The organism is Streptomyces zhaozhouensis (assembly GCF_900230195.1).
Classification (GTDB): Bacteria; Actinomycetota; Actinomycetes; order Streptomycetales; family Streptomycetaceae; genus Streptomyces; species Streptomyces zhaozhouensis.
In genome coordinates this window covers 337,628-361,845 of the sequence record NZ_OCNE01000004.1, presented here as the reverse complement: position 1 = coordinate 361,845, position 24,218 = coordinate 337,628, and the positions used below count along the sequence as shown (strand labels likewise).

20 protein-coding genes are annotated in these 24,218 nt (G+C 72.2%); 7 read left to right on the top strand and 13 right to left on the bottom strand.

The genetic code is table 11. The annotated features are described in order from the left end of the window. Positions 1-73: 73 nt before the first annotated feature. From CRP51_RS09690 to CRP51_RS09670, 5 genes are read right to left on the bottom strand one after another with little or no spacing between them, the layout of a single operon-like run. Positions 74-460, bottom strand: coding sequence for a TadE/TadG family type IV pilus assembly protein (locus CRP51_RS09690; RefSeq protein WP_097230618.1), 387 nt, complete (start codon positions 458-460; stop codon positions 74-76). A 4-nt stretch (positions 461-464) separates the two neighbouring features. Then, positions 465-848 carry a TadE/TadG family type IV pilus assembly protein gene (locus tag CRP51_RS09685; RefSeq protein ID WP_245880472.1) on the bottom strand — a complete coding sequence of 128 codons (384 nt, stop codon included), beginning with the start codon at positions 846-848 and terminating at the stop codon, positions 465-467. Continuing rightward, positions 845-2,065, bottom strand: coding sequence for a CpaE/TadZ family protein (locus CRP51_RS09680; protein ID WP_097230617.1), 1,221 nt, complete (start codon positions 2,063-2,065; stop codon positions 845-847). Before CRP51_RS09680 ends, CRP51_RS09685 begins: the two co-directional genes overlap by 4 nt. A 17-nt stretch (positions 2,066-2,082) precedes the next feature. Beyond that, positions 2,083-2,832, bottom strand: a complete 750-nt coding sequence (gene cpaB / locus CRP51_RS09675) for a Flp pilus assembly protein CpaB (protein WP_097230616.1) — start codon at positions 2,830-2,832, stop codon at positions 2,083-2,085. A gap of 59 nt (positions 2,833-2,891) precedes the next feature. Continuing rightward, positions 2,892-3,788, bottom strand: coding sequence for a hypothetical protein (locus CRP51_RS09670; RefSeq protein WP_097230615.1), 897 nt, complete (start codon positions 3,786-3,788; stop codon positions 2,892-2,894). A gap of 301 nt (positions 3,789-4,089) precedes the next feature. Here CRP51_RS09670 and CRP51_RS09665 point away from each other — a divergent pair, with 301 nt between their 5' ends. Continuing rightward, a complete protein-coding gene (locus CRP51_RS09665; protein ID WP_245880471.1) occupies positions 4,090-5,133 on the top strand; it encodes a chitinase in 1,044 nt (347 codons plus the stop codon). Between the two features lie 105 nt (positions 5,134-5,238). On the opposite strand, the gene CRP51_RS09660 is transcribed toward CRP51_RS09665, so the two are convergent. From CRP51_RS09660 to CRP51_RS09650, 3 genes are read right to left on the bottom strand one after another with little or no spacing between them, the layout of a single operon-like run. Further along, positions 5,239-6,510, bottom strand: coding sequence for an alanine racemase (locus tag CRP51_RS09660; protein ID WP_097230613.1), 1,272 nt, complete (start codon positions 6,508-6,510; stop codon positions 5,239-5,241). Positions 6,511-6,527: 17 nt separating this feature from the next. Then, positions 6,528-8,075: a PH domain-containing protein gene (locus tag CRP51_RS09655; protein ID WP_097230612.1), complete on the bottom strand. Its 1,548-nt coding sequence runs from the start codon at positions 8,073-8,075 to the stop codon at positions 6,528-6,530. Next, on the bottom strand, positions 8,072-8,596 hold the full coding sequence (locus tag CRP51_RS09650; RefSeq protein ID WP_097230611.1) for a PH domain-containing protein: 525 nt from the start codon (positions 8,594-8,596) through the stop codon (positions 8,072-8,074). The genes CRP51_RS09655 and CRP51_RS09650 overlap by 4 nt, the downstream gene beginning before the upstream one ends. Positions 8,597-8,679: 83 nt before the next feature. Here CRP51_RS09650 and CRP51_RS09645 point away from each other — a divergent pair, with 83 nt between their 5' ends. Further along, positions 8,680-9,306, top strand: a complete 627-nt coding sequence (locus tag CRP51_RS09645; RefSeq protein ID WP_170970499.1) for a TetR/AcrR family transcriptional regulator — start codon at positions 8,680-8,682, stop codon at positions 9,304-9,306. An 86-nt stretch (positions 9,307-9,392) separates the two neighbouring features. Further along, entirely contained in the window at positions 9,393-10,604 is a 1,212-nt protein-coding gene (locus CRP51_RS09640; protein WP_097230676.1) for a pyridoxal phosphate-dependent aminotransferase, read from the top strand. Positions 10,605-10,774: 170 nt separating this feature from the next. On the opposite strand, the gene CRP51_RS09635 is transcribed toward CRP51_RS09640, so the two are convergent. Then, positions 10,775-12,616 carry a phosphoenolpyruvate carboxykinase (GTP) gene (locus tag CRP51_RS09635; protein WP_097230609.1) on the bottom strand — a complete coding sequence of 614 codons (1,842 nt, stop codon included), beginning with the start codon at positions 12,614-12,616 and terminating at the stop codon, positions 10,775-10,777. Between the two features lie 310 nt (positions 12,617-12,926). Here CRP51_RS09635 and CRP51_RS09630 point away from each other — a divergent pair, with 310 nt between their 5' ends. Next, positions 12,927-14,501, top strand: coding sequence for an MFS transporter (locus tag CRP51_RS09630; protein ID WP_097230608.1), 1,575 nt, complete (start codon positions 12,927-12,929; stop codon positions 14,499-14,501). Positions 14,502-14,526: 25 nt separating this feature from the next. Then, positions 14,527-15,123, top strand: a complete 597-nt coding sequence (locus CRP51_RS09625) for a TetR family transcriptional regulator (RefSeq protein ID WP_245880470.1) — start codon at positions 14,527-14,529, stop codon at positions 15,121-15,123. Between the two features lie 44 nt (positions 15,124-15,167). On the opposite strand, the gene CRP51_RS09620 is transcribed toward CRP51_RS09625, so the two are convergent. The 4 genes from CRP51_RS09620 to CRP51_RS09605 form a co-directional block, all read right to left on the bottom strand. Then, on the bottom strand, positions 15,168-17,177 hold the full coding sequence (locus CRP51_RS09620) for a thioredoxin domain-containing protein (protein ID WP_097230606.1): 2,010 nt from the start codon (positions 17,175-17,177) through the stop codon (positions 15,168-15,170). Between the two features lie 141 nt (positions 17,178-17,318). Continuing rightward, positions 17,319-18,653, bottom strand: a complete 1,335-nt coding sequence (locus CRP51_RS09615) for an MFS transporter (protein WP_170970497.1) — start codon at positions 18,651-18,653, stop codon at positions 17,319-17,321. A 148-nt stretch (positions 18,654-18,801) separates the two neighbouring features. Continuing rightward, the gene (locus tag CRP51_RS09610) at positions 18,802-19,557 is read right to left on the bottom strand and encodes a 2OG-Fe(II) oxygenase (protein ID WP_097230604.1); all 756 of its coding nucleotides are present in this window, start codon (positions 19,555-19,557) and stop codon (positions 18,802-18,804) included. 39 nt (positions 19,558-19,596) lie between these two features. Further along, positions 19,597-21,216 (bottom strand): ABC-F family ATP-binding cassette domain-containing protein, encoded by a 1,620-nt coding sequence (locus CRP51_RS09605; RefSeq protein WP_097230603.1) that lies wholly within the window; start codon positions 21,214-21,216, stop codon positions 19,597-19,599. Positions 21,217-21,776: 560 nt separating this feature from the next. Here CRP51_RS09605 and CRP51_RS09600 point away from each other — a divergent pair. Continuing rightward, positions 21,777-22,781, top strand: coding sequence for a HesA/MoeB/ThiF family protein (locus CRP51_RS09600; RefSeq protein WP_141514572.1), 1,005 nt, complete (start codon positions 21,777-21,779; stop codon positions 22,779-22,781). Positions 22,782-22,885: 104 nt separating this feature from the next. Next, positions 22,886-24,211: an ABC transporter substrate-binding protein gene (locus CRP51_RS09595; protein ID WP_170970495.1), complete on the top strand. Its 1,326-nt coding sequence runs from the start codon at positions 22,886-22,888 to the stop codon at positions 24,209-24,211. Positions 24,212-24,218 lie beyond the last annotated feature (7 nt).

The following is a 24,218-nucleotide window of genomic DNA, read 5'->3' as shown; positions in this document are numbered from 1 at the left end:
GGGTGTTCGCGGGACGGTTCTGGGGTTCCGGGGACGGTTCTGGGATGTCCGGTCAGTCAGTCGGTTCAGTCGTTCAGTCGCAGGGCATGGTCACCGTCCGGGAGGCGGTGCCCAGGCCGTTGAAGAACGGCAGGACCGTGGGGATCTCGACGCTCGCGGTGACCGTCGCCTCGTCGCCGCAGGGGTCGAGGTCGAACGTCGCGTTCTCGGCCAGCGGGCCGCTGAGCGCGGCCCGTCCGCTGGTCGCGTACTGGTCCTCGATCTCCTCCTGCGCGGCGGTCCTGGCCGCCGCCCTGGCGGCGGAGCCGGCCTGGAGGGCGGCGAAGCCGACCAGGCCCAGCTGGAGCGCGGCCAGCGCCACGGTGAGCAGCAGCGGCAGCCAGCCGGCGAACTCGACGGCGGTGACGCCCCGTTCCCGCTCCGGGTCGGCGCGCCGGGGAACGCCCGGGGGGCGCGGCATCGGCTCAGCCCTCCTCGGCGGCGCCGGCCGTGCCGGTGACCGTCATCGGCAGGTCGAAGGCGCCGGGGAAGAGCACGGGCACCTTCAGCGCGACCCGTGCCGTCCGCACCTCGCCCTCCAGCGGGCAGTCGACGGTGATGTCCCAGGCGCCCGGCACATGCTCGCGCGCCGCGCTGGCGCAGGCGCCCTGCGGGTCGCCCCGGGCGGCGGCGCCGGCCCTGGCGCCCTCGTCCGCCGCGTTCCCCGCGAGGGAGAAGGTGTAGCCGATCAGCACGCACTGCCAGATCACCGCCATCATCAGCAGGACCAGTGGAAAGAGCCCGGCGAACTCCACCATGGCCGCGCCCCGGTCGCCGCCCGGCCGGCGGCGGGCGGGCTCCGGGGTCACGATCTCCTCCCCCGGCGGCGGCCCGAGGGCGCGTCGGGGGGCGCGGCCAGGCCGAGCTCGGCGGCGAGCGACCACATCGCGCGGCGCACCTGGCCGCGCGGGTCGAGGTCCTGGACGCGGCCGGCGTCCATCGACTCCCGCAGCTCCTTGAAGCCGGCGGGGATCACGTTCCTCGCGACCTGGGTGCCGGTGATCCTGGCGACGAGCTGCGGCTGGATGTGGCTGGCGCGGGAGTGGCGGTTGATCACCGTCCAGGTGTCCTGGGCCTTGCGGATGCGCAGCCGGTCCCACATCCGCACCATGCGGTTGACCGCCCGGACGGCGATCACGTCGGGGGTGGTGACCAGCAGCGCGGCGTCGGCCATCTCGACGGCGGTGGCGTTGGCGCCGTTCATCTGGGAGCCGCAGTCGACGATCACCACGTCGTAACGGGAGCGGACGGCGGTCAGCAGCTGCCGGGCGGTGGCGTCGGTGACGTCCTCGCCGCGCTCGCCCTCGGCGGGGGCGATCAGCAGGGAGAGGCCGGTCTCGTGGGTGAAGACGGCCTCGGCCAGCACCTGCGGGGTGATGTCGGCGATCCCGGCCAGGTCGGCGACGGAACGGCGGAACTGCACGTCGAAGTAGGAGCCGACGTCGCCGCAGAGCAGGTCGAGGTCGACGAGCACCACCCCGCGTTCGAAATGGCCGGAACGCTGCGCCGCCAGCGCGAGCTGGGTGGCGAGCAGGGTACCGCCCACGCCGCCCTTGGCGCCGCAGACGGCGACGATGCGGCCGCCGGGGCCCTGCGGGACGCTCTCGCCGGCGCCGAGGTGGCGGCGCATCCCGGCCGCCCACTGGGCGGCGGCGGCGACCCGTCCGGCCAACTCGTCGAAGGAGGCCGGCAGTCCGGCCAGCCCCCGGGCGCCGGCGTCCATGGCGGCGGCGTACAGGTCGGGGCTGGGCGCGGCCGAGACCAGCACCACCCCCACGGCGGGGAAGCGGAGCGCGACCTCGTGGATCAGCTCCAACGCGGGCAGCGGCCCGACGCCCTCGTGGATCACCACCACCTCGGGCAGCCCGGTGACGGACTCGTGGGCCAGCGCGGCGAGGGTGTCAAGCAGCGTGGTCGAGTCGGGCACCGGGCGCAGCGGCTCGGTGTCGGGCAGCTGGCTGAGCAGCGTTATCAGGGAGCGGGCGGTGTCCGAGTCGCCCACCACGGGCAGAATCCGGGTCGTCAACGGTGCCACCTGCTTCCTTAGGGGGACAGCTCGTCGAGGCCGGAGTGAGGACTGCCGACGATGTCACCCATGATGGTGTATGTGCGCTCCTCCGGGGGAATCTCGGTCTCCTCCCCGGGGGCGACCAGCGCCAACCGCACCTGCTCGGCGAACGCCTCGGCGTAGGTGACCCGTTGGGCGTCCGTGTTGTCCAGCGCGAAGGTGATCGGCACCGCCTCCATGGTGGCGCGGTCCTCGTCGTCCACCTCCGTCAGCTCGCCGACCTCGATGACCTCGGCGTTGTTGACCATCAGCCGGACGATCTCGACCTCGTCCTCCTCCTGTCCGTCGCGCTCCCTGACGCGGAACGCGGCGTACATGTTGATGGTGGCGCCGGGGTAGATCTTGCCGGCCACTCCGGTGGAGGCGTCGATCATGACGGCGATCTCCTGCTGGCCCTCGTCGAGTTCGGGCCGGTCGGACAGCATGTCGGCCTGGAGCAGGGAGCCTTCGGAGAGGGGGCCGGTCGCGACCTTGTCGTCGAGCTGGTCGAGGTCGGTTATCGCGGAGTCGGGGACGTAGCGCTCCGGGATGGAGACCTCGGTGAGCTGGTCGGCCGTGACCTCCTGGTACGGCTCGACGTCCTCGGCGAGCTCGTAGGCCGTGGTCTCGGGTCCGACCTTGGACTCCACGTCGTTGATCACCGCGACCACCCCGGCGAAGGCGCCGAGCGCCAGGACCAGGGAGAGCACCAGCAGAAGCAGGCCGCGCCGCTGACGAGCGTTCATGAAAGGGGTCTACCTTCTCCGGCTACTTCGGCTGCGGGGGGCACGGGACATACCGCCGGTCAACCGGCCTGGCCGGACGGGCCGGTGACCAGGGCGGGGCGGTGGCTGGGCGTGATGGCCCTGGGACGTCGCTCCATGGGCACCAGCGGGGAGGAGCAGAAGGCGCAGCGGTCACCGATGAGGGAGAGGCCGCACCAGTGGCACGCCTCCTGGCGCATGGAGCTGACCATCTGGTAGAGCAGCGAGACGTCGGGGACGGCGGCGGCGAACTCGACCAGCTTGCCCGTCGCCCACCAGGCGGCCGACTCCTCGGGCAGCGGCACCGGGTGGAGCGCCTGGACCTGCCAGCGGCGGGCCAGGGTGGCGGTGACCCAGTCGCTGCCGATCGAGCCGGTGGCGTAGGTGAGCGAGGTGGAGAACTGCGGCCCCGCGAGGGTGGCGCCGCCCTCGGGGCGGACCAACTGCGGGGTGGGGCCGGCCAGTACGGCGCAGGAGCGGCCCGAGGGGCGCGCCGGCTCCTGGGAGGCGGGCAGGGTGACCGGGACCTTGGCGAGCCGGCTGCCGGAGGCCAGCAGCGCGCCGGCGTAGATGTAGTGGGCGAGCAGCCGCGCGGAGGCGCCGAGGACGCCGGGGCTGAAGTCGCAGACGGACAGCTGGCGCAGCTGCCGGATCAGCACCGCGGTGCCCAACGGCGGGAGCGCGCTGGGCAGCAGGGCCATCCGGTCGGTCTCCAGCATGGCCCGCACCGCGTGCAGGCGCTGCACGGTGGGCAGCGGGGTGGTCGTCGGGTAGACGGCTATCAGATAGCCGTGCTGGTCGAGGGCGCGCCCGATCTCGTCGAGCGCCGCGGGGAAGTCCTGCTTCTCCGGCGGGGTGAGGACATGGGCGCCCGGGGTGTGCTGGTCGGTGGGCGGCAGCACCAGGTCGGCGCTGGTGACCGCGATGGCGATCGACATGCCCACCCCCTTGTGCTGAGGACCCGTCCGTTGTTCGGCTGTGTACGCCCGTTGGGTCTGTCTGCCCGGTGGGCAGCTTATCGATTCCCACTGACAGGGGAACACCACCGTCCGCGATCGGCGGGTGACCGGGGACGCGGGACGCTTCCTGTCCAGACCATTGACAGCCCCCGATGGTCTGGACCAATCTGCTGGTCAACGGTGGCCACCGTTTCTCCCCCCGTACCTCTTCTTCCGGCGGCCGGGCCGACGCGCCCGTGCCCGCCGGGAGTTCCCCCACATCCGTATGACGGAGGCGAGCGTGGACAGCAACACTTCGCAGGAGACGACGCCAGGACACCGCCGCCGGAGCCGGCTGCCGCTGCGGCTCGGCGCGGCCGTCGGGGCCGGGGCGCTGCTGGCCGCCGGCCTGGTCGGCGCGGCCTCGGCGGTCGGCGCGGACGAGTCCCCGGCGCCGGCGGCCCTGCCCGCCCACACCGTGACCGGCTACTGGCACAACTTCGACAACGGCTCGACGCTGCTCAAGCTGGGCGAGGTCTCGCCGGAGTACGACATCATCGCGGTCTCCTTCGCCGCGTCGACGGCCACCGCCGGCCAGCTCGACTTCGAGCTGGACCCGGTCCTCGGCTACGGCTCGGAACAGGAGTTCAAGGACGACATCGCGGCCAAGCAGGCCGAGGGCGTCGCGGTCGTGCTGTCCGTCGGCGGCGCCGAGGACCATGTCACCGTCAACGACGACGCCTCGGCCGCCGCCTTCTCGGAGTCCGCCCTCGGGCTGATCGAGGAGTACGGCTTCGACGGCATCGACATCGACCTCGAACACGGCATCAACGCCCAGTACATGACGCAGGCGATGGAGGCGATCCACGCCGGCGTCGGGGACGAGCTGGTGTACACCATGGCCCCGCAGACGCTGGACATGCAGAACACCGACACCGAGTACTTCCAACTGGCGCTGAACACCAAGGACTTCCTGACCGCCGTCCACACGCAGTACTACAACAGCGGGTCCATGCTGGGCTGCGACGGTCAGGTGTACTCGGCGGGCACGGTGGACTTCCTCACCGCGCTGGCCTGCGTCCAGTTGGAGGGCGGCCTGGACGCGTCCCAGGTCGGCCTCGGCGTGCCGGCCACCCCGCAGGCCGCGGGGTCCGGCTATGTGGAGCCGGGTATGGTCAACGACGCGCTGGACTGCCTGACCCAGGGCACCAACTGCGGTTCGTTCACGCCCGAGCAGACCTACCCGGACCTGCGCGGCGCGATGACCTGGTCCGTCAACTGGGACGCGAACGCCGGCAACGCCTGGTCCGACACCGTGGGCCCGCACGTCCACGGCCTGCCGTGACCTCCTGAGTCGCCACCCCACCGCCGGCCCGGCGGCTCCCCGTCCCTCGGGGGCCGCCGGGCCGGCGCGGTGATGACCGCCGCCGGGGCCCGGGACGGCGCCGGCTCAGAAGAACGTGCGCAGCAGCTCGACCACCGTGCCCCGTTCGTCCACCACCGGGATCAGCGGCCACCGGTCGAAGATGGTGCACGGGTGCGACATCCCGAGCGCCACCCACTCGCCGACGGCCGGCGCCTCGACGCCGTTCCCGGCCTGGAGGAAGGCGTGCTGGTCGGAGAGCTTCACGACGGTGAGCCCCGCGCCGTCCCGGAGGGCGCCGTCGGGCGAGCGGACCGCGACCACCTCGGGCAGTCCCAGGTCGTGGGCGATGTCCCGCTTCCCGCCGTTGAGCAGCGCCAGGCCGGCCTCGGGGCGTGAGACCACCTGCGCCCACAGCCGGAAGGCCGGGCGCAGCGCGCCCTCCTCCGGGATCCGGCGGAACGGCGTGACCTCCCGGTAACGCCCGTGGTCGTGGCTGACATAGGCGCCGGCCCGCAGCATCCGCACCACGGGGCGGGAGAGCGCGGGAAGCTCGGCGAACGACGCGGCCAGCACGTCGAACCAGGCGCTGCCCCCGGCGCTGACGATGATCTCCGCGCTCCCCTCGAAGCGCCCCTCGGCGTCGAACCGGGCGGCCAGCGCGCCGAGTCCGTCCAGCCAGGCGCGCACGGAGGCGGCGTCGGCCTCCGGCACCTCACCCTCGTAGCCCGCGACGCCGACCAGCCGCAGCGTCTCCACTCCGGCGACGGCGTCCGCGACGGCGGCGGCGCCCTCGGCGTCCCGCACCCCGCTGCGACCGCCGGGCACGCCCCACTCGACGACCACCTCGACGGGCCGGATCGCGCCCGCCTCGCGCAGCGCGGCGTCCATCAGGGCTACCCCGGCCGGGGAGTCGACATAGACCACGCAACGGAACGCCGGGTCGGCGTCCAGCTCGCCGGCGAGCCAGCGCAGCGCCGCCGGGTCGACCACCTCGTTGGCCAGGAAGATCCGGTCCACCCCGAACTCCCTTGCCACCCGCGCCTGGTGCGGCACGGCGACCGTGATGCCCCAGGCCCCCAGGGCGAGTTGGCGGTGGAAGAGCACCGGGGCCATCGAGGTCTTGCCGTGCGGCGCGAGGGCCAGGCCGTGCCGGTCGGCGAACGCGGCCAGGGTGCGCAGATTGTGGTCGAGGGCGTCGGCGGAGGCGGTCAGCAGCGGAGTGGTGAAGCCGCCGGTGGCGAAGTCCCGGCGCTGCGCGGCCAGCTCGCCGACGGTCGACCCGGCGGCGTCCGGCGGCAGCCCCTTGAACCTGCTGTCCACGATCTCCTGGCTGAGCTGGTCGAACGGACCGGCCATGGGGCGACTCCCGGGGGTCAGGGGGCGGGTCGCCCCGACCCTATGCGCGCCGGCGCCGGGCCGTCACCCTCCCGGAACGGCGCCGCCTCCGGCAGCGCCGCCACGGCCAGCGGCACCGCGTCCGCCACCGCCAGGTCCCGCGCCGCGTACGAGCCGTTCCCCGCCGCCGTGCTCACCCGGACCGTGGCCAGCCCCAGCCGCCGCTGCAGCGGGGACTGCCGCACGCACACCCCGCTGACCGCACCGCGCCGCAGCGCCGAGGTCTCCCGCGCCATCGCCCCGGACCGCAGCACCAGCCAGGGACCGGAGACCGCGTGCCCCAGCGAGCGGTACCCGGCCCAGGCCAGCCCCAGCGTCACCGGCGCCGCCACCGACAGCCCGACGAGCCAGGCCCGCCCGCCCAGCGGCGCCAGCGCCAGACCGCAGCCCCCCGTCACCCACAGCGCCCACGCCAGCCGGCGCCGCAGCGCCGCGGCCGGATGCCGCGTCAGCGGCGCCGTCAGCGGAGCGTCGCCCAGCACCGCGGCGGCCACCCGCAGCGCCACCCGGCGCGGACCGCGCGGCAGGACGGTCACGCCCTCGCTCCACCAGAAGGAGCCCGTGGTGATCAGGCTGGTGTCCGTGGTGCCCAACCAGCGCCACAGCAGCGGCTCGGAGAGCGATATCCCCCGCGTCCTGGACTCGTCGCGCGCCACCTCCCTGGTGCGGAAGAGCCCGCGGCGGGTCACCAGCACGCTGCCGCCCTCCTCCCCCGGCTCCCTGGTGAGCCGGAAGAACGCCTGCCCGGTGAGGAACTGCGTGCCCATCCCCACCGCGCCCAGCAGGACGACCGCCACCGCGCCCCCGGCGACCGCCGCCGCCGTCGACCGCAGGCCCAGCGCGTCCCGCAGCGACCCGAACCACCCGACCAGGTCGACCCCGAAGGCGCCCAGCGTGAAGTGCGCGCCCCACAGCAGGCCGGCGGCCATCACCACCGCCCAGATGCCGAAGGCGTTGTGCACCACCCAGCGCCAGTCGAACTCGGCCAGGGCCGGCGGCCCCTGCGCCGCCCGCTCGCGCGGGGCGCCGGTCAGCTCCACGCGCAGCTCCTCCGCGGACTCCCGGGAGAGCGCGTCCAGGGTGAGGGCGGCCTCCAGCGCCGTCGTCGTCTGTCCCGCGCCGATGGTGACCCGGCGCACCCCGGCCACCCGGTGCAGCAGCCGGGCGTCCGCGTCCACCGTGCGGATCAGCTCCCTGGCCACCGCGCGGTGGCTGCGCACCAACAGGCCGGTGCGGCGCTCCAGATGGGTCTCCGTCACCCGGTACCGCGTGGTCAGCCACCGCACCACGTCGCTGAGCGCCCCCCACAGCCCCCAGCCCGCCAGGGCCAGCAACGGCATCACCGTCATCCCCTGGGTCTGGTCGAAGACGAACAGCGCCACGGCTCCCGGCAGCATGGACAGCACCACGCGCAGCGCGTCCGCCCAGATCAGCCTCGGGTCCAGCCGCCGCCACGGCACCTCCGCCGCCGAGGGACCGTCCGCCGGGGCGTCGACCACCAGCCCCGGCGCCTCGGCCGCGCTCATGTCGCGTCCCCCGGGGTGCGCCGGGTGATCTCGGCGAGCCGGTCGGCCGCCTCCGTCGCCACCGCCGGGTCGAGCCCCCGTATGGAGATGGCGCCGCTGGAGGAGGCCGTGGTGACCACCAGCGTGGACAGCCCGAGCAGCTGCTCCACCGGGCCGCGCACCGTGTCCACCGTCTGTATCCGGGAGAGGGGCGCGATCCGCCACTGCCGGACGATCCACCCCTCGGCGGCGAAGACCGCCTCCTCGGTGCTCTCCCAGCGGTGCACCCGGTACCGCCACAGCGGCATCACCACCGCGTGCAGCGGAACCAGCACGGCCGCCGCGACCAGCAGCGGGCCCGTCCACGGCCGGGAGACCGACCAGAACGCGAACGCCACCGCGAGGGCGCCGACCAGCGGCGCCGAGAAGGCGAGCCCCCGCGCCGCCCACAGCGCCATCGCCCGCCGCTCCACGCGGTGGCGAGGCGGGCGCAGCGCCACACCACCGGGGGCACCGGAAGACGGAACAGCCAGATTCACCATGGGACACACTGTCTCACATTCAGACGTCGAGTTCCACCCCGATACGCGATATCCCGCCATCGGACGCGCCTACCATGGAGCCCATGGCAGCGACGGCTCCCTCCACCCCGGACCCCACCGGCACCCCCGGCGCCTCGGGCACCGCAGGCACCGCAGGCACCCTCCCGCGCACCCGCCGCGCGATCCTGGACGCCGCGATCGAGGTCTACGCCCGGGACAGCTCGGCCTCCCTCGGCGAGATCGCCAGAGCCGCCCAGGTGGGCAGGAGCACGCTGCACCGCTACTTCGCCGACCGCTCCGCGCTGGTCCACGCCCTGCTGGAGGACTGCGCCGAGGCCACCCGGCGCGCGGTGGAGGAGGCCAGGCTGGAGGACGGCCCGGTCGCCGACGCGTTCCGCCGGCTGGTGCGGGCCATGTTCGACCTCGGCTACCGGGTGAACTTCCTCTTCAGCGAGGACACCGTCACCTCCGCCGAGTGGGACGAGACGGGCTGGGACGCCGCCCATGTCCCGATGGCGCTGCTCTTCCGACGCGGCCAGGACGAGGGGTACTTCGACGAGGAGTACGAGGTCGACTGGTTCGTCCGCACGCTGTGGTACCTGATCTCCGCCGGCTGGGAGGCCATGGACGAGGACGGGATGCCGCGCCACGTCGCCCTGGAGCTGGTCACCAGGACCCTGGAGGGCGGCCTGCGCCCGCGCGCCGACTGAGCGCGCGCCCGGCCCGGCCGCCGGGGACCCGGGTGGGCGAAAACACAGCGCGCCCGGCGTTACACGGTCGTAAGGTAACGAGCATGATGCAGGTGATCCAGTCCAGCAAGCTCGCCAATGTCTGCTACGAGATCCGTGGTCCGGTGCTCGAAGAGGCGATGCGGCTGGAGGCAGCGGGTCACCGCATCCTGAAGCTCAACACGGGCAACCCCGCCATCTTCGGCTTCGACTGCCCGCCGGAGATCCTGGAGGACGTCCTGCGGAACGTGGGCGAGGCCCACGGCTACGGCGACGCCAAGGGGCTGCTCTCCGCCCGCCGCGCGGTGATGCAGCACTACCAGACCAAGGGGATCCAGCTCTCCGTCGAGGACGTCTACCTGGGCAACGGCGTCTCCGAGCTGATCCAGATGTCGATGCAGGCCCTGCTGGACGACGGCGACGAGGTACTGGTCCCGGCCCCGGACTACCCGCTGTGGACCGCCTCCGTCTCGCTGGCCGGCGGGACGGCCGTGCACTACCGCTGCGACGAGCAGTCCGACTGGATGCCGGACATCGCCGACATCGAACGCAAGATCACCGACCGCACCCGGGCGTTGGTCGTCATCAACCCCAACAACCCCACCGGCGCGGTCTACGACGAGGAGATGCTGCGGCAGCTCACCGAGTTGGCCAGGCGCCACCGGCTGGTGCTGTGCTCGGACGAGATCTACGACCGCATCCTCTACGACGGCGCCACCCACTCCTCCACCGCCGAGATCGCGCCCGACCTGCTGACGCTCACGTTCAACGGGCTCTCGAAGAACTACCGCGTGGCGGGCTTCCGCTGCGGCTGGCTCGCGGTCTGCGGTCCGAAGGACCACGCCAGCAGCTACATAGAGGGTCTGACGATCCTGGCCAACATGCGGCTGTGCGCCAACATGCCGGCCCAGCACGCCGTCGCCGCCGCGCTCTTCGGGCGGCAGTCGATCGAGCAGTTGGTGCTGCCTGGCGGCCGGATCAAGGAGCAGCGCGACGTCGCCTACGAGCGGCTGACGTCCATCCCCGGTGTCAGCTGCGTCAAGCCCAAGGGCGCGCTCTACGCCTTCCCCCGGCTCGATCCCAAGGTCTTCAAGATCAAGGACGACCGGCAGATGGTCTTCGACCTGCTGCGCGCGGAGAAGATCATGATCGTGCACGGCACGGGCTTCAACTGGCCGGAGCCGGACCACTTCCGCATCGTGACGCTGCCCGCCGCCGACGAGCTGGCCGACGCCATTGACCGCATCGGCAACTTCCTGGACGGCTACGCCCAGTTCTGACCAGCTCTGATCGGACGGCTCAGCCCCGCGCGACCGGATCAGCTCCGCTCGGACGGCCGCGGCCGTCCCGCCGGACGGCCGCGCGGGGCGAACCAGAAGTGAACGGGTGAACGGCGCCCACGCCGAGGGGCGCCGTTCACCCGTCGCTCACCCGTTACTCAGCCGGTTACTCAGCCGGCCGCCCGGCGCAGTCGTTCGACCAGCGCCCGGTGCTCCTCCCACAGCCCCTCGGGGGTGTGCTCGCCGTAGGTCTCCAGGTGCCCGGGGATCAGCTCGGCCTCGGCGCGCCACTCGTCGAGGTCCACCTCCAGCAGCGCCGCCCGCTGCCCCTCGGTGAGCCCCAGCCCCTCGACGTCCAGCTCACCGGGGGCGGGCAGCCGTCCGACCGGGGTCTCCACGCCCTCGGCGCGGCCCTCCAGCCGGTCGACGACCCACTTCAGCACCCGGATGTTCTCGCCGAACCCGGGCCAGACGAAACGGCCCTCGTCGTCCTTGCGGAACCAGTTGACGTAGAAGATCCGCGGCAGCTTCTCCGCGTCCCCCGCGCGCTCGCCCATGGACAGCCAGTGGGCGAAGTAGTCCCCCATGTGGTAGCCGCAGAACGGCAGCATCGCGAACGGGTCCCGGCGCAGCTCGCCCACCGTGCCCTCGGCGGCCGCGGTCTTCTCCGAGGCGACGTTGGCGCCCAGGAAGACCCCGTGCCGCCACGACAGCGACTCGGTGACCAGCGGCACCGTGGAGGCCCTGCGCCCGCCGAAGAGGATCGCCGAGATCGGGACCCCGGCCGGGTCCTCCCACTCCGGCGCGATGGTCGGGCACTGCGCCGCCGGCACCGTGAAGCGCGCGTTGGGGTGGGCCGCCGGGCGGCCGGCGTCGGGCGTCCAGGGCTGGCCGCGCCAGTCGGTGGCGCGGGCCGGCGGCTCCTCCGTCATGCCCTCCCACCAGACGTCGCCGTCCTCGGTGAGCGCGACGTTGGTGAAGACCGCGTTCCCCCACAGCGTCCGCATGGCGTTGGCGTTGGTGTCCTCGCCGGTGCCGGGGGCCACCCCGAAGAAGCCGGCCTCCGGGTTGATCGCGCGCAGCCGCCCCTCGTCGTCGAAACGCATCCACGCGATGTCGTCGCCGACCGTCTCCACCCGCCAGCCGGGCAGCGAGGGGCGCAGCATGGCGAGGTTGGTCTTGCCGCAGGCCGAGGGGAACGCGGCCGCCACGTAACGCGGTTCGCCGCCGTCCGGCGGGGTCAGCTTGAGGATCAGCATGTGCTCGGCGAGCCAGCCCTCGTCCCTGGCCATCACGGAGGCGATCCGCAGCGCGTAGCACTTCTTGCCGAGCAGGGCGTTGCCGCCGTACCCCGAGCCGAACGACCAGATCTCACGGCTCTCCGGGAAGTGCGAGATGTACTTGGTCGTGTTGCACGGCCAGGGCACGTCCGCCGCGCCCTCGGCCAGCGGGGCGCCCACCGAGTGCACGGCCCGGACGAACTCGCCGTCCTCGCCCAGCTGTTCCAGGACCGGGGTGCCCATCCTGGTCATGGTGCGCATCGCGGTGACGACATAGGCGGAGTCGGTGATCTCCACGCCCAGCGCGGAGAGCGGTGAGCCCAGCGGGCCCATGCAGAACGGGACCACGTACATCGTCCGGCCGCGCATCGCGCCCCGGAACAGGCCCGTCTCGCCGGAGAAGATCTCCCGCATCCGGGCCGGGTCCATCCAGTGGTTGGTGGGCCCGGCGTCCTCCTCGCGCTCGGAGCAGATGAAGGTGCGGTCCTCGACACGGGCGACGTCGGTCGGGTCGGAGGCGGCGTAGTACGAGTTCGGGCGGCGGTCGGAGTCGAGCCGACGGAAGGTGCCCCGCTCGACCAGCTCGGCGCACAGGCGGTCGTACTCCTCCTGGGAGCCGTCGCACCACACGACCTGGTCGGGTTGGGTCAACTCGGCGATCTCGGCCACCCACGCCAGCAGTTCGGCGTGCCGGGTGGGGGCCTGGGCGGCGACGGGAGCTGAGGTCAGCATCGCGTTCGCTCCTGAGGGTTGAGGTTTTGAGGGTTGTCGGACACCGGGACGGCGAACGTCGCACCGTTGCCACCCCGAGCCGGCCGCTCATCCGAAGGGAAGAGCCGCTCATCTGATACTGAACCTATCTCTCTTCTGTGTCCAGGGCAGCTCATATGAGCAGCACCAAGGGAGAGCAAAACCACCTTGACGAACGACGCTCTTCTGGGAGTCACTATCATTTGGCAACGACTCCACGAAGAGTCCGGCGAAGCCCCCGCGACGAGCACCGCGCCCAGCCCCCGCCCGCCCCGCACGAGAGACGCCAGGGATGACCACCGACACGCAGAGCCCCCGCCGCTGGTGGGCGCTGTCCGTGCTCGGGCTGATCTCGCTCACGCTGGGCTTCGACATGACCATCCTCAACATCGCCCTGCCCACCCTCTCGGCGGACCTGCGCATCGGCACCGACGAGCAGCAGTGGGTGGTCAACTCCTACCTGGTGCTGAGCGCCGCCGCCGTGCTCCCCGGCGGGCTGCTCGGCGACCGCTACGGGCGCCGCCGCACGCTGCTGACCGGGCTCGCGGTGGTGCTGCTCGGCTCCACGCTCGGCGCCTCGGCCGGCGGCGCCGCCCAGGTCGTCACCGCGCGCGCCCTGATGGGGATCGGCACCGGCCTGATCGTTCCGCTCACCCTGGCCCTGGTGCCGACGCTCTTCCCGCTCGCCGAACGCGCCAAGGCCGTCGCCGCCGTGGCGACCGCCTTCGCCGCCGGGCTGCCGCTGGGGCCGCTGATCGGCGGCTGGCTGCTGAACGAGTTCCACTGGGGCGTCCTCTTCCTGGTCAACCTGCCCGTGCTGGGCCTCGCCGGCCTCGCCTGCCGGCTGCTGCTCCCCGAGTCCTCCGACCCGCGGGCGCCCCGCGTCGACCCGTTGAGCACGGCACTGATCGCCGCCGGCGTCGGCTCGCTGTTCTTCGCGGTGATCGAGGGCGCCGCGCGCGGCTGGGACAAGCCGCTGGTGCTGCTCGCGGTCGGGGCACCGCTGCCCCTGCTGGCGCTGGCGCTGCTGCGGGAGAGCCGGCGCGAGCGCCCGATGGTCGACCTGCGGCTGCTGCGCGACCCCGCGTTCGGCTGGCCCACCCTCTTCGGCGCGCTGGCCAGCCTGATCCTCGCCGGCCTGCTGTTCTTCCTGCCGCAGTACCTCCAGGCGGTACGCGGCCACGACTCGTTCGCGACCGGCGTGCGACTGCTGCCGCTGCTCGCCGGGCTGGCGGTGACGGTGCGCGGTTGCGGGCCGCTGGTGCGGCAGTTCGGCACCGGGGGCGTCGTCGCGGGCGGGATGGTGCTGCTCTCGTTCGCCGGGTTCCTCGGCAGCTCGATGCTGGCCGAGGCGGGCGACGGGCAGTTGTCGATCTGGCTCGCCATCACCGGCCTCGGCCTCGGGCTCGCCCTGGTGCCGGCCGTGGACGCGGCGATGAACGCGGTGCCGCCCGACCGGTTCGGCGGCGGCTCCGGGCTGCTGAACACGATGCGGCTGCTGGGCTCGGCGATCGGCGTCGCGCTGCTCGGCAGCCTGCTGGCGCACAGCTACCGGGAGAACCTGGCCGTCGAACGGCTGCCGGCCGAGGCGGTCGAGGACGTCGGCAGGTCCGTGGTGGCCGCGCACGAGTGGGCCGCGTTCCTCGGCCGCCCCGAGCTGGCCGAGGCCGCGGACGCCGCGTTCACCCGCGCCACCAGCGTCGCCCTCTTCGTCTGCGGCTATCTGGCGCTGCTCTCCGGCCTGTTGGCCGGCTGGCTGCTGGGCCGCGCCGGCGAACCCGCGACGTCGCTCTCCGGCGCCGACCGTTCCGGGACCGGCCTGCCCCGAAACGGCCTCTCCCAGACCGAACCGGACACCGGGGGGTGACCACGCCATGAGAAACGCGTGCTCCGTGACGCCGCAGAGCCTGCGGGAACGCAAGAAGCTCCGCACCCGGCGGGAGATCAGGGACGCCGCCTACCGGCTCTTCGCGGAGCAGGGCTTCGAGGCGACGCGGATCGACCGGATCGCCGCCGAGGCCAACGTCTCGACCAGCACCTTCTTCCGTTACTTCCCCACCAAGGAGGACCTGGTCCTCAGCGAGGACACCCCGGCCCGCCCGCTGAGCGTGGAGCTGGCCGCCAGGCCCGTCGACGAACCGGTGCTGACGGCGGTGCGCCACGCCATCCACGCCTGCGTGGTCAGCGCGGAACGCGAGCCGGGCGCGCTGGAACGGGCCAGGCAGCGGATGGAGTTGATCGCCTCGGTGCCCTCCGTGCGGGACCGGTTGCCCGAGGCGATGGCGCGGCCGGGCGAGGACCTCGCCGAGTCGCTGGCGGCGCGCATCGGACGGCCGGTGGACTCCCTGGAGACCAGGGTCCTGGTCGGCGCCGTGCTCGGCGCGTTCCGCGAGGCGCTGCTGCACTGGGCCGGCGTCGAACCGGAGGCCGACGCCCGCGCCCTGACCGACCGCACCATCGACACCCTGGCGCGGCATCTGTCGGCGTGAGCGCCGCGCGCGGCGCCGGCTCGCGCCCCCGCCGGCCCTCCGGCTCACGCCAGCCGCGCCGCCAGGTCCTCCGGGCTCGTGGTCGGCTCCAGGCAGACGAACCCGCGGCACACGTACGCCGCCGGCTCCCCGCCCCGCAGCGGCCGGTCCACCAGCAGCGGCGGGGCGTCCGCCGCGCCCGGCGCGCCGACGGCGACCACCGCGCCCGGCGCCGTGCCGCGCAGCGCGGCCCGGTGCAGCGCCGCCGTCGCCGGGTCGCCCGCCGGGCCCACCACCGCCACCTCGCGCGGCCCGTCCACGGCGGCCTCGGCGACGGCCAGCCCCCAGCCGGCGAACCTCGGCGCGCCCGTGGCCAGCCGCGTGACGACGGCCAACCCCCGTTCCGCGGCGGCCCGGTGACGGTCGCTGCCGGTGTAGGCGGCGTAGGTCAGCAACGCGCCGGTCGCCGCCGACCACCCCGAGGGCGTCGCGCCGTCGGTGGGGTCCTGCGGGCGGCGGATCAGGCGCTCCCCGTCGTCGGCGGTGTCCCAGAACGCGCCGTCCTCGTCCGTGAACCGGGTCAGCACGATCTCCAGCAGCGCCCCCGCCTCGGTCAGCCAGGCGGCCCGGCCGGTCACCGCGTAGAGCGCGAGCAGGCCCTCGGCCAGGTCGCCGTAGTCCTCCAGGACTCCGGCGCTCGGCCCGGCGGTCCCGTCGCGCGAGGTGCGCGCCAGCCGCCCGGTCGCCGGGTCCCGGTGCACGTCGTGCAGCAGCCGGGCCGCGCGCTCGGCGGCGGCCACCAGGTCGGGGCGGTCCAGCAGCCCGCCGACCTCGGCCAGCGCGGCGATCGCCAGCCCGTTCCACGCGGTGACCACCTTGTCGTCCCGCTCGGGCGCCGGCCGCGCGCGGCGGGCCGCCAGCAGCGCCTCCCGCGTCTCGTCCGCCGGCGGCTCACCCGGCAGCCTCAGCACCGAGGTACCGCCCTCGAAGGTGCCCTCGGCCGTCACCCCGTAGCGCTCCGCCGCCTCGGCCCCCGCCGCGGGGCCGAGCACCTCGGCGAACTGCTCCGGGGTCCACACGTAGTACGCGCCCTCGGCGTGCCCGCCCTCGGGCGTCTCGCTGTCCGCGTCCAGCGCGGAGGCGAACCCGCCCTCGGGCGTGGCCAGTTCACGCACCAGGAAGTCGGCGGTCTCCACGGCGACCCGCCGCGCCAACGCCGATCCCGTGGCCCGCCACAGATGGACGTACACGCGGGCGAGCAACGCGTTGTCGTAGAGCATCTTCTCGAAGTGCGGGACGGTCCACTCGGCGTCCACCGAGTAGCGGGCGAAGCCGCCCGCCAGCTGGTCGTAGATCCCGCCGCGCGCCATCGCCTCGCAGGCGCGCTCCACCATCGCCAGCGCCTGCGGCGAGGCGGTGCGCGCGTGGTGTCGCAGCAGGAACTCCAGCACCATCGACGGCGGGAACTTCGGCGCGCCGCCGAACCCGCCGTTCCGCTCGTCGAACTCCGCCGCCAACGCGCCGACGGCCAGCGTCAGTTCGCCCTCGCCCGGCGGCGCGGCCGCGCCGTGGCCGAGCCGCCGCTCCGCCAACTGCCCGGCGATCCGCGCAGCGACCTCCCCCACCTCGCCCCGCCGCTCCCGCCACGCCGCGACCACGCCCTCCAGCAGTTGCCGGAACGACGGCAGCCCGTGCAGCGGGCGCGGCGGGTAGTAGGTGCCGAAGTGGAACGGCTCCCCGTCGGCCGTCATGAACACGGTCATCGGCCAGCCGCCCTGCCCCGTCGCGGCCTGCACCGCCTCCATGTACACGGCGTCCACGTCGGGCCGCTCCTCCCGGTCCACCTTCACCGGAAGGAAGTGCCCGTTCAGATACCCGGCGAGCGCCGGGTCCTCGAAGCTCTCCCTGGCCATCACGTGACACCAGTGGCAGCTGGCGTAGCCGACGGACAGCAGCACGGGCACGTCACGCCGCCGCGCCTCCTCGAACGCCGCCTCGCCCCACGGCCACCAGTCGACGGGGTTGTCGGCGTGCTGGAGCAGATAGGGCGACTGGGAGTTGACCAGGCGATTCATGCCGGCAATCGTCGCACGATCCCACCCTCCAGCCCACGACGAGCGAGGGCGTGGCCGACCAACACGCCGCAGGGTGAGGCGTCGCTCTCCGGGTGTTCTCGCGATGTTCCGGTTGGTCAGCACGGCCCCCGGCGCGCCGGGTCAGGTGGCGCTGACGGGTTCCTCCTCGTTGACGTCGTACCCGCCGAGGTGGCGGTTGAAGATGACCCAGACGACGGAGGTCGCGAGGCCGCAAGCCGCGATGACCAGGGCGGTGGCGGGGCTGAGGAACTGGGAGACGGTACCGCCCACGATCGCGCCGACGGGTTCGAAGCCGAGCGTCGTGAAGCGCATCGCGGAGGTGACCTGACCGATGATGTGCGAAGGCGTCACCATCTGCTTGATCGTCTCGCTCATGACCAGGTTCACGACAATGGCGAAGCTCCACAGGAACATTCCGGCGGCCACCGACAGGAACTGCGCGAGGGAGGAGCTCAGCAGCTCGGAGCCAGGGACGAGGAAGGCGCCCACGGTGGGCACGACCAGGGACAGGACATAGAGCAGCTGGGTACGCACCTTGCTCATGAACGAGGAAGCGGCCGTCGCGGCCAGCACACCGCCGAGCCCGCCGGCCGTGCTCGCGAGGCCGACCAGGAGTGGGCTGAAGCCCAACTCCTTGACCACGTAGAAGGTGTAGACGGCGAAGAACATCGCGGTGAAGAAGTTGAAGTGGGCCGCGGAGACGATCACCGGCCGCAGTACGCGGTGGGAGAAGGCCCAGGTGAAGCCGGACAGAGTGCCCTTGACCGACTCCTGCTCGCCGCCCTCCCGCGCGGCCTCGGCGTCCGGGGCGTCCCCTTGGCCGGCGTTCTGCTGCCCGGCGTGCGTCTCCGTGGTGTTCACCCCCGAGGTGCCCGCCGCGCCCTTCTTACCGCCGTCGCCCGGCCTGAGCAGCAGGACCGTGCTCACGACGTAGCTGCAGACGTCGGCGACCAGGGCCAGCGGCGCCCCCAGCGCCTGGACCAGGAGCCCGCCCAGGCCCGGTCCCGCGACCTCGCTGACAGCGGTGCTGCCCTCCATGTACGAGTTGATCTTGGGGAGTTGGCGGCGGTCGAACGTCATGACCACGTGTGAGGACAGGGCGGAGTCGTACAGCAGGGTGAGGGCCCCGACCAGGAAGACGGCGACGAAGAGCAGGGGGATGCTCAGCACGTCCAGCACGTACGCCACCGGGATGAGACCTATCAGGAGCAGGCGCAGGATGTTCGATGTCACCATGACCGACCTGCGCGGGTAGCGGTCGGCGGTCACGCCGATCCAGAGCCCGAGGAGCAGCACGGCCAGCGACTCGGCACTGCCGAGCAGCCCCATCTCGAACGCGGAGGCGTCCAGGGTCTCCAGGGCGAGCAGCGGGATGATGACCACGCAGGCCTGGGTACCGAACAGGGAAACCGTCTGGGCAGTCCACAGGTTCCTGAAACTGCTGTCTTTGAGCACGTCCAACTCCTGGCGGCACGCCGGTAGATCTGATCAGAGCACTGGTGAATGTCACCGCACGGCTCCGCCTGTGCTGGGCGAAGCCGTGCGAAAAGCAACAACAGGCCGCCGAAGGCTCGTGGGAGCGATACGCCGTCCGGGGCAGACGCTACTTGGCCGTGCCGAAGTGGACGGCGATGGAGTAGCGCACCCAGGACCGCGAGCGGATGCGGCAGACGCTGTGGTGGTATCCGGGGTTGATCCGCAGCATCGCCAGACGTCCTTGCTCGGGCTGGGTGGTCAGAGCCGCGCCGCTGGGCGCCTCCACCACGAGTTCACCGCCGTCGCCGGCGGTCCACCCCGGCGAGAGGAAGAAGACGAGGCCGAAGCGCCGGTCGTCGAAGGTGTCGGAGTGACGACGCAGATAGTGGTCGGCCTCGTACCTGGCGATGTCGGCCGAGCGGAAGGAGACGGGCTCGCCGAAGGCCGTCGAGAACGCGTCGGCCACCTTGGGGCTCTTGACCGCGGAGATGAACGCGCGGATACCCAGCGCGGACTTGGGGATGTCGCGCAGACAGCCGCTGCGCGAGAAGCGCCGCTCGGGGGCGGCCGCGGCGAACTCGTCGGCGTCGGCCGGCTGCACGTTGTCGTCGGGGGTGAGCAGCCACTGCTCCGTGGCCCACGTCGGCAACGCGGCCAGCTCAGCGAGGAGGGGGCCGGTGAAGTCCGCGGGCATCAGGGGCAGGCTGGTGGCCGGAGCGTCGCTGCCCGGCCGCAACTGGCCGAGCGCCTGTACCACGGGGGGCGTCGTCAGCAGCTCGATCGTCCTGCCGTGGAAGGCGATCGCGGCGTCCCTGCCCATGTGGTCGGGGACGGCAGCGGTCCGCTGCTCCATGACGGACGTGGTCTGCGCCGAGTCCTGCATGTTGCCTCTCCTTCGGTCGATAGGGGCCACGCCACGCGATCAGCGGGCCCTGGTCACCCGGTTCTCGTCCCACACCGGTTCCGGCGTCTCCACCACCTCGCCGTCGGAACGGAAGAGGAGGTAGCGGTTGAAGGAGCTCGCGAGCCAGCGGTCGTGGGTGACCACGACGACCGTGCCGTTGAACTGCTCAATGGCCTGCTGCAAGGCCTCAGCCGAGACCAGGTCGAGGTTGTCCGTCGGCTCGTCGAGCAGGAGCAGCGTCGCGCCGCCGAGTTCCAGGAGCAGGATCTGGAACCGGGCCTGCTGTCCTCCGGAGAGCGTCTCGAAGCGCTGGTCCGCCGAGCCCGCGAGCTCGTAGCGCGAGAGCATTCCCGCGGCGGCACCGCGGTCGAGGCCCTCGCGGATGCCCTCGCCACGGCCCATGATCTCCACGAGGGTCTTGCCCACCCACTCCGGATGCTGGTGGGTCTGCGTGAAGAAGCCGGGTACGACGCGCGCGCCCAGGCGCCAGGAGCCCGCGTGGTCCACGTCGAGCCCGGCGAGCAGCTTCAGGAGGTGGCTCTTGCCGGAGCCGTTCGACCCCAGGACCGCGACCCGGTCGCCCAGGAAGATCTCCAGGTCGAACGGCTTCATGAGCCCGGTGAGTTCCAACTGCTCACAGGTGATGACGCGGGTTCCCGTGCGGCCTCCCGTGAGACGGGGGACCACCCGCTGCTCCCGGGGCAGCTCGGGCGGGCGACCGGCCTCCTCGTACTTGCGCAGCCGGGTCTGGGCGGCGCGGTAGCGGGGCGCCATGGCGGCGCTGATCTTCGCCTGCTCGCCGAGGGTGTGCACCAGTTCCTTGAGCCGCGCGTGCTCCTCGTCCCATCGGCGGTGCAGCTCGGCCAGCCGTTCGCGCCGGGCTTGGCGGGCCTCCTTCCAGCCGGTGAAGGAGCCGCCGTGCACCCAGGTGCTGCGGCCTTCGAGGGCGACGATCTTCGTGGCCACGTTGCCGAGCAGGGCCCGGTCGTGGCTGACGAGCAGCACGGCCTTGTCGGTGGTGTGCAACTGCTCCTCAAGCCACCGCTTGCCCGGGACGTCCAGGTAGTTGTCCGGCTCGTCGAGGATGAGCACCTGCTCGCGCCCGCGCAGCAGCGCTTCGAGGACCAAGCGCTTCTGCTCGCCGCCGGAGAGGGTGTTGACGTCGCGGAAGCGGGCGCGGTCGAAGGGCACACCGAGCGCCGCGGTGGTCACCACGTCCCAGAGCACCTCGATCTCGTAGCCGCCGGCCTCGCCCCAGGTGCTCAGCGCCTCGGCGTACCGCATCTGCGTGGCCTCGTCGTCGCGCTCCATCAACTCGAGTTCGAGGGCGTCGATGTCCGCCGCGGCCGCGGCGATCCGCTCGGGGGCGGCGGCCAGCAGCAGGTCGCGCACGGTGGAGTCGTCCCGTACCGAGCCGATGAACTGGGGCATCATCGCCAGTCCGCCCTGGACGTTGACCGAGCCCGAGCGCGGCTTGAGCCGCTTGCACGCGACGTTGACCAGGGTGCTCTTCCCCGCGCCGTTGTGGCCGATCAGCGCCGCGACCTCCCCCGCGCCCACGGTGAAGCTGACATCTCCGAACAGCGTCCGCCCGTCGGCAAGATCGCACCGGACACCGTTGAACTCAAGGAATCCCATGATAGTGAGCTTCATTCTCTCGGCTTTGGAAGATGCGCGGCGTACGGATACGGAGGCTAACACTCCAGTTATCGGCGATCAGCCCGAGACATCCAATACCCACACCGGAACCCCTTGAATCCCCCCTCGCGGTACGCAGCAAAGGCGTACGTGCCCCGCGTTCACCGTACCCGGCCCGAACGGCGGACACAAGAGAAGAAATGTCTGCATTGCAGTCATTGAAGCCAATTTGCAGGGAAAATAGAATACCCATGAAAAGACGCTTGACAAGGCCCTGTCCAGATGGTGAAACTTCATTGCGTCAGAGCAATTCAGTTCCGATGCACATGAGGAGCGACGATGAACGAGAACGTTACTGAGTCCGCGATTCAGGTTGCCACGCAGGAGCAGGATGACATCTTCTTCATCGAGGAGATGGACGTGGCCGACGCCGCCACGGTGATGGTCCACCGCTGCTGACAACGTGAGCGGGAGTGCAGCCCCTTATCACCGGGGCCGCACTCCCGCTCCTTGCACCCCGGAGTGGCATCCGTTTCTTCCCGGAGGACGTGTCGCGCTCTATGCGTGTATGGCTGAATCCCGCCTGGCAATTGGTGTTGTCCGACGGCAAGGTGACATTCCAGGGCGAGAAGAAGAAGTATGTCCTCGACGACCGCAAGGGCGCCGTGAGGCGTCTTGTGGAAACCCTGGAAGACGGCTGCGACAACGAAGTCCTCGAAGCGCTGACGCGCCGGGACTCCGACTGCGACGGCCTCGTGAGAGCCCTGCGCGCACGCGGCCTGCTGGTCGAGTCGCCCACGGGGCCGGCGGGCGACGACAGCGTCCACGCCCGGCAGTGGGGGCATCTGGCCCTGCACACGCTCCGCCCCGACGAGGCGCAACGCCGCGTCTGCGACGCGACGGTCATGGTCATGGGCGTGGGGGGCACCGGCAGCGTGGTCCTCCAGCATCTCATCGGAGCCGGCGTCGGACGTTTCGTGCTCGTCGACTCCGACGACGTGCAACTGAACAACCTGAACCGCCAGTTCATTTTCCCGCGGGCGGCTGTGGGCGAGCCCAAGCTGGCGGGGGCCCACGCCTATATCAGCGACCGGGTGCCGGACGCCGAGGTCACGCTCGTCAACCGGTTCGTCAGTTCACCCGCAGAAATCGACGAAATCCTTGACGCGCATCCGGACGTCCACGCCGTCGCCGTGTGCATAGACCAGCCGATAGGCAGCATATCGGATGCGGTCGCCGAGTCTGCCTGGGCTCGGAACACGCCGTCCATTTTCGGTGGCGTGGGTATGCAGCGCGGTTTCTACGGCCCTCTCTTCACGCCCGGGAGATCGACTGTCACCCCGAAGGATCTCGCCTACCCCGAGAACGCGGAATCCAACGCGACTGACGGTTCGGGGAGCCTGCGGAGCACGCGCTATTCATTCGGCCCCAACAACACCATCATCGGCGCCTGGATGGCCGCTTCGATCATTCATCACCTTGCGGGTATCGCCAGAAGCGAAGAATACGACGTACGGAAAATAATCGACTTCGAAACCGGCCGCATCACCGCCCAGACCTGGTAGACGGCCCGGCGCACTGTACTGAGGTCCTCCGGGCTGCGCCTCGCGGTAATAGGCGCCGGCTCGTGTCGACGACGCCACGGTACTGTGCCAAAGGGGAAGTGGGCGTGTCCAAGCCGATTCGAGTGGAAACAGACCTCGTTCCGTCGGGCCTCTACGGCGCGTCAGACGACTGGACCGGCCTGACCATCACGCGGCAGCTGGTCCGCCCGCTCTTCGTGGAGGGCCCCGACCGCACTCTGCGGCCGGGCCTTCTGGACCGCGCCCGACGCCTGGACGAGAAATGCTGGAGCCTCGCCCTGCGGCCCGACGCGCGATGGTCCGACGGCCGGCCGATCCACGCGCGCGACATTGCCCGGCACATCGCGACGGTCGCCCAACAGGCCGGCCCCTTCGCCTGGCTCGTGTCGCTCATCGAGCAGATCAGGCCCGTCGAAGCCGACCGGCTGCTGCTGACCACCCGTCGCCCCGTCGGCAACCTGCCCGCGCTTCTGGCCAATCCGGTCTTCGGCCCCCGGAACGCCGACCCGGCCGTGAGCAGCGGGGCCTACACCATGGCCGAAGGGCCGGCCGGGGAGATCCGGCTGCGGGCGACCGGCCCCTGGCCCGACATCACCTACGTCCTGTCCTCCGGCGCCGAGCACGGACAGCGCCTCTTCGACCAGCAGGCCGTCGACGTCACCTGCCCGACGACGTTCCCCGTCTCCCGGTGGGCCCACCGCGCCGACTACCCGGAGCTGCGGGTCGACGACCTCGACATCGCCGTCGCCTTGCTGCCGCCGAACGGCATGGCCGCGCGGCGCAAGCACGCCGTCGCGGCCGCCATCGACCGCCGGGAGCTGTCCCAGCGGCTGCACGGCGCGCTCGGCCCGCTCGACTCCTTCACCGGCCTGTGGGAACCCGGCCGCGCCACCGCACCGGCCCGCGTGGCACGCGAACTGTTCCCGGCGGCCGGGCGCTCCCCCGCCCGCCTGGTCTTCCCGGACTTCTCGCCGAACCGGGAGACGGCCCGGATCCTGGCCGAGCAGATCGGCGACCACACCGGACTCGTCCTGCGGCCCGAGGCCATCGACTACCGCGCCTATCTCACCGAGCTCCACACCACGCATCGCGAGGACTTCCGCCTGGTCCTGCTGGCCTCGCCCTGGCCCGACCCGGCCGCCCTCCTGGTCCCCTTCGCCCGTCGGCCGGCGGACCAGCTCCCCGGCGGCCCCGCTTCCGGGTTCACGGAGCTCGTGCACCGCGCCCTGGCCGCGGACGACCTCCAGGACCGGCTCGCGTACTGCGCACAGGCCGAACAGCTCCTGCTGGCGACCGGCGAGGTCTGCCTGTTCGGGCGACTCAGGTCTGCCGCACGACTGCGTGTGAAGAACTACGTCAGCCCGCCCTCCGGCTGGGCGGACCTATCGGTGTGCGAACTCCCGCGAGACTGAGGACAGG